The sequence below is a fragment of the Vibrio sp. V43_P6S15P86 genome (assembly GCF_009904725.1).
Taxonomy (GTDB): domain Bacteria; phylum Pseudomonadota; class Gammaproteobacteria; order Enterobacterales; family Vibrionaceae; genus Vibrio; species Vibrio diabolicus.
In genome coordinates this window covers 1-3,359 of sequence record NZ_WXWT01000453.1, presented here as the reverse complement: position 1 = coordinate 3,359, position 3,359 = coordinate 1, and the positions used below count along the sequence as shown (strand labels likewise).

Genomic DNA, 3,359 nt, shown 5'->3' with positions numbered 1-3,359 from the left:
GTATATAAGGGTTTATCCATAAAACAATTCAATCAAAAAGGTGAAAAAAGAGAAGTCAGTTATCAATTAAACGGCAAATTGTTGTTCCACAAGAAAAACTTGAAAACAAAAACTACCAGACTAATAACCAAACCAGAGCAATATCTAACGATTCTTACATACAAGCTTGGGCTCGGGCTATCTTGCTTATCAGTATCATCTCTATTTAACTCAACAGAGAGCTCTGTGTTTTCTGGTGATTTGCTGTAACGTAGTTTGAAGTAAGATTTCATTTAGACCTCCTTATTGTTTGCTAATGAAAACCATTCGCCAGACCAATAGAAGGAATCTTGTAGAAATACGTATAAATAGCCAGTGAGCCGACTTCTCTTTTCAACGCCAGACAACCGTCTCTTTAAAAGCAAACATTTTGGGAGCTACGCGAGCTCACGGGATGAAGGCATTTAAAGTCCCAGCAGTCCGGTCATGAACTTACTAATATGTAAGTTCGCTCTAAAATAGAGCATCGATTTTCTACATCAACGTTACGCACACTTAAAACGAAAACTGCAAATGGGCGTAGTGCACCCACATGAATACGATACACACAAACATAACAAAATGCAAACGCACTTTGCATATAATGTGTTCTTATCAGTTAATTATCGTTCAATCAAAACGATTAGTTATACCTTTTCGTTCAAGTAGGCTAGTAGAACTAAGAACTTCCCTAATCAGCTCAAAACCATTCGTTTTCGAACCTACCCGCATAGTATGAGACAAAAACGTCTCATAAGTACCCCCTTGACATTTTGACCTAGGCTCATAAAATCCATACTACTTTTTCAGAGTGGTATGCGAGGGCTAATGAGTACGAGGACTTATTTCTATTGTCGAGTCTCTACAACAGAGCAGACAACAGCGAACCAAATACAAGCCTTCAAAGACAGAGGATATGAAGTCAACGAAGCTTTTGTAGTTGAAGATGTTGTATCAGGTGGTGTTTGTGCTTTGGAACGTAAAGGCTTCAGGATTCTTATTGAGCACAAGCTTGTTGCAGGTGACACGCTGGTGGTCTTAAAGCTAGACCGCTTGGGACGTGACAACATAGATGTACAACAAACGATCAAGCTTTTGATGGACAAAGGTATCAATATCCACTGTTTAGATTTACCACATAACGACCTAAACAGCCCTGAAGGTCAGTTAATGTTGAAAATGTTTTTAGCTTTTGCTGAGTTTGAAAAAGATCGTATTAGAGAACGAACAATTGAGGGTCAAGCAAGAGCAAGGGCTGAAGGCAAAACTATTGGTCGTCCTGCCAAAGCAAGTGCAGATAAAGTGGCAAAGCTAAGGAATGAAGGATTGTCCATATCCAAAACCGCAGAGAAGCTTAACATCTCTCAATCAACGGTTAAGCGCCTCTACGCAGAATCAAAGAAGAGTAAGGAGAAAAATGGAAACAACAGTAACTAGCAACGCTAAAGAAGTAATTAACGCCTACACAGACGGTTCATGTATTACGCAGAAATGCATAGGCGGCTGGGCATTCATACTAACCAGAGCAGACAAAAAACTAGAACGCTCTGGACATGAAAGAAAGACCACCAGCAACAGAATGGAACTAACGGCAGCAATTAAAGCGTTAGAGGTTATATATAAGAAATATCCGAACAACCCTATAACAGTCCACACAGACAGCCAGTATGTAAAAAATGGCATTACTACATGGATACGTAGCTGGAAGCGTAATGGTTGGCGTAGGAGTGACAGAAAACCCGTCCTTAACGCAGACTTATGGCAAAAATTGGACGAACTGAACGAATCAATGAATGTTTCTTGGGAGTGGGTAAAAGCACACAATGGTCATCCTCTAAACGAGAGAGTTCACATGCTTGCTTACTCTGCTATTCCACAAAAGTAAAATTACAAAGGTATAACAACATGGAACAAACTACATTAGTTGAAGATTTTATCCTACCAGAAGTTGAACTTAACGAGATAGACAACTACCACCGCATACCTGAAGTCAAAGCATGGTTTGTCTGTTCAGTGAAAAACGCAAAGAAAGCGGCAAAAGATGGTCTACCCGTAATCCGAACACATGTAGGCAACTGGTATGGTCGTCTCTCTTAAAAAAATGAACTTTTGTAAATCACATTTTGTGTAAACGTCAGGGGGCGATGCAATCGAAGTAGGAACAAACTCGGAAGCTAACGCCCCCCTACCCACAATTATCAAGAGGTAGAGTGTTTGTGAGGTTCAATCATACTAACCAACCACAAGATAGAGTTATACCAGCAGTAAACGATGATGAAACAGTGCACTTTAGAGCAAATTGACCCTAGACAGCTTGTTCTCGATGAAAGATTTCAAAGCAGACAAACACAGTTAATAGCTAAAAGAGCAGACAGAGCAGCTTCAGAAAACAGTAGACAAAGGCAACTCAGAAACATTCTTACCAGTTTAGAGAACGGTAATGGCATTAGGGAACCAATAGAAGCCTATGATATTTACGGTGAGTTGTATGTAGTGAGCGGTTTCCACCGCACAGAGGCATGCCACAAGTTCCTTAAAGACAACCCAAGCCAAAACCTTTTAGTCCCCGTAAAAATTTATCGAGGCTATACAGAAGCAGAGGCTTATTTAGATTCTCTTACTAAGAACGTGGAACACGGTACAGCCTTAGATCAGTCTGAGATATGGCAAAACAAGTTTAAGCAGTCTTTGATGCAGGGGGAAAACCTAGAACTACTTTCAAAGCGCGAAACCGCTAAGTTATTTGATTGCAGTGAAACCCAAGGATTACATATTTTGAACGCTCAGAAAGCCTGTATCGAGGTTGGTTTACCTAATGTGAAAGAGTGGTCGAGTGATTATCAAAAGGCGGCAGAAAAGCTTAGAAAAAAGCTATTAAAGAGATTTGAGGTAATGCCTGACGATTTCGATAAGGATGGATTTCCAATTATCAGCAGATTATCAAAAGCTTATAAAGGTAATAGGTTTGAGGCTGCTTTATCTGAAGAAGAACTAGAACTCAATGAAATAAGTTATCAGAAAGAGTCCCTCAAGGATTTAATCCAAAGAAACCCTATGGCCTTTAGAAAGGCATTAAATACTTTAGATAAAAGAGCTTTAGGAATTGTCGTAAAGCGTAGTTGGGATGAAAACGAAGTCATTCTAAAGTACGGTGATGGTGACGTTAATGAATACGAGAAATTCGAAGAAAAAGCCACGGTGAAAACCTAGCACTTACACCAGAAAACCCACAGAGAGATCTTAGCGGTATCCCCAAGCTGGTGGCTATCTTTGAGAAAACGCTAGGGTGGTCACTCGTGACCGCTGAGACCTCTAGGTGGTCACTATAGGAGTATTTAAAC

General features: G+C 40.1%; 4 protein-coding genes. All 4 read left to right on the top strand.

Annotated elements, in window-relative coordinates; translation table 11 throughout:
* Positions 1-846: 846 nt before the first annotated feature.
* A complete protein-coding gene (locus tag CAG69_RS20220) occupies positions 847-1,455 on the top strand; it encodes a recombinase family protein (RefSeq protein ID WP_005459841.1) in 609 nt (202 codons plus the stop codon).
* Positions 1,436-1,903, top strand: coding sequence for a ribonuclease HI (rnhA, locus tag CAG69_RS20215; RefSeq protein ID WP_025592914.1), 468 nt, complete (start codon positions 1,436-1,438; stop codon positions 1,901-1,903). The genes CAG69_RS20220 and rnhA overlap by 20 nt, the downstream gene beginning before the upstream one ends.
* Positions 1,904-1,923: 20 nt before the next feature.
* On the top strand, positions 1,924-2,115 hold the full coding sequence (locus CAG69_RS20210; protein WP_005459836.1) for a hypothetical protein: 192 nt from the start codon (positions 1,924-1,926) through the stop codon (positions 2,113-2,115).
* 174 nt (positions 2,116-2,289) lie between these two features.
* On the top strand, positions 2,290-3,228 hold the full coding sequence (locus CAG69_RS20205) for a hypothetical protein (RefSeq protein WP_005459809.1): 939 nt from the start codon (positions 2,290-2,292) through the stop codon (positions 3,226-3,228).
* Positions 3,229-3,359: the final 131 nt, after the last annotated feature.

Excerpts from the sequence above, each read along its gene's own strand:
- CAG69_RS20205 (WP_005459809.1), top strand. The coding sequence starts at position 2,290 with ATGATGAAACAGTGCACTTTAGAGCAAATTGACCCTAGACAGCTTGTT.
- CAG69_RS20220 (WP_005459841.1), top strand. The coding sequence starts at position 847 with ATGAGTACGAGGACTTATTTCTATTGTCGAGTCTCTACAACAGAGCAG.
- CAG69_RS20210 (WP_005459836.1), top strand. The coding sequence starts at position 1,924 with ATGGAACAAACTACATTAGTTGAAGATTTTATCCTACCAGAAGTTGAA.
- rnhA (WP_025592914.1), top strand. The coding sequence starts at position 1,436 with ATGGAAACAACAGTAACTAGCAACGCTAAAGAAGTAATTAACGCCTAC.